The sequence below is a fragment of the Dellaglioa sp. CoH-57-MRSF-19 genome (genome assembly GCF_056781975.1).
Window position 1 is genome coordinate 1 of the sequence record NZ_JBXAXW010000248.1, and the last position, 285, is coordinate 285.

At 55.1% G+C, this 285-nt stretch carries 1 protein-coding gene; it reads right to left on the minus strand.

All coding sequences use genetic code 11. The annotated features are described in order from the left end of the window. A partial coding sequence (locus tag AC1RO3_RS09115) for a hypothetical protein (protein ID WP_481764100.1) occupies positions 1-285 on the minus strand: 285 nt, incomplete at both ends.

Consider the following 285-nt stretch of genomic DNA (forward strand, 5'->3'; position numbering starts at 1 on the left):
GTTTCTGCCTCATCCATTGCCGAGTGGAACGCAGATGCCGCTCCTGTGATGTCAACTGCGCGCTGCGCAATCTCGGCGCGTACTTCCTCGGTGTTGATCGCGCCATCGAATTCGGCTAGCGCTGCTTGAAGCTCGCCCCGTGCCTTTTCGAATACGTGCATGCGCACCACCAGACCGAGTGCGATGCGCAGTCCATTCATGTACTCGTCTGGTGCGTTTTCAATCACAGCCAGAAGATTGACGCGCACGCGATTCAACGTTTCAAGATCAAGATTATGATCCATC